This is a genomic window from Simplicispira sp. GW247-4R2A, assembly GCF_059424465.1.
The window spans coordinates 1-1,334 of the sequence record NZ_JBWKZM010000057.1; the positions used below are offsets into that span (position 1 = coordinate 1).

General features: G+C 58.7%; 1 pseudogene and 1 other annotated feature. The pseudogene reads right to left on the minus strand.

Annotated features, from left to right (window positions below):
* Window positions 1-104 precede the first annotated feature (104 nt).
* Window positions 105-1,113 (minus strand): annotated as a pseudogene (locus AC07ZH_RS20460) (transposase).
* Window positions 716-832, minus strand: a sequence feature (AL1L pseudoknot). Its footprint overlaps the pseudogene before it by 117 nt.
* Window positions 1,114-1,334 lie beyond the last annotated feature (221 nt).

Here is a 1,334-nt window from a genome sequence, read left to right on the forward strand (position 1 = left end):
GAAAACAGGTACTGCCAACACCATACCTTGCAAATCCCGCGCCCATCAAGCCGAAGAACTTCCAACCATATCAATGATTTGCGGATTCTTCAGGGCGGACTAAGTCAGGCCGCCACCATGGAGGTCTGACTGGCGAGTTGCCGGTAGTAGTTTGCCTCAGCCTCTGCGGGCGGGATGTATCCGATGGGTCCGAGCAGCCTGTGATGGTTAAACCAGGACACCCATTCCAGCGTCGCCAGTTCCACCGATTCACGTGTTGGCCAAGACCGGCGATGAATCACCTCGGCCTTGTAAAGCCCGTTGATCGTCTCGGCCAAGGCGTTGTCGTAGCTGTCACCCTTGCTACCCACCGAGGGCTCGATGCCTGCCTTTGGGAGCCGCTCGCTGTAGCGGATGCTGACGTATTGCGACCCTCTGTCGGAATGATGAATCAAGACACCATCACGCTTGGGTTCCTGTCGCTGATGGTGGTGCGCACCACCTTGCCACGGCGCATGCCCTGCAAGCCCAGGCGCTTCATCAACGTCTCCACCGTGCAGCGGGCAATGGGAACTCCTTCTTGGTTCAACTGTTTCCAGACTTTGTCGGCCCCGTAGACCCGCATGTTGGCGTGCCAGACACGCTCGATGTGAGGCCCCAAGGTGTCGTCCCGTTTGGCGCGCGCGCAGCGCAGTTGGGGATTGCGTTGATGGGCGGCGTGGCGCCAATAGCCAGACGGGGCGATCTGCAACACCTTGCAGATCGACTCGACCCCGTAGGCCTGTCGATGCTGGTCGACGAATTCCCTCAGGACTTCAGACGGCGGTCGAGCTCCGCCTGGGCGAAAAAAGCACTCGCCAGCTTGAGGATCTCGTTGGCTTTGCGCAGTTCTTTGATCTCACGCTCCAGCGCCTTCATCTGTTCACGCTCGGATGTCGTAATGCCGTCGCGCACGCCAGTATCGATCTGGTCGCGCTTGACCCATTCGTTGAGGGTCTGGGGCACGCAGCCGATCTTGGGAGCGATGGATTCGATGGCCGCCCACAGCGAGGGGTACTCGTCTCGGTGCTCGCGCGCCATGCGAACAGCACGCTCGCGGACTTCGGGTGAAAACTGGTTCGACTTCTTGCTCATGGCTCAATCCTCTCAGAGAAAGGAGCCTCCTCAAAACCCGGGGCGCTTCATTTTGCCAATAGCTCATCGAGCGTATATCGGCCAAAGGATAAATGCTGGGGCCGAGGTATAGCCTGCACACAAGGGTCGAACGTACTTTCTGCCTCTGCAAAAGCGAAACCCCCTTGAACCTAGAGGATTCAAGGGGGTTTGGCAGGGCTGTAAGAGCCTGACGATGACCT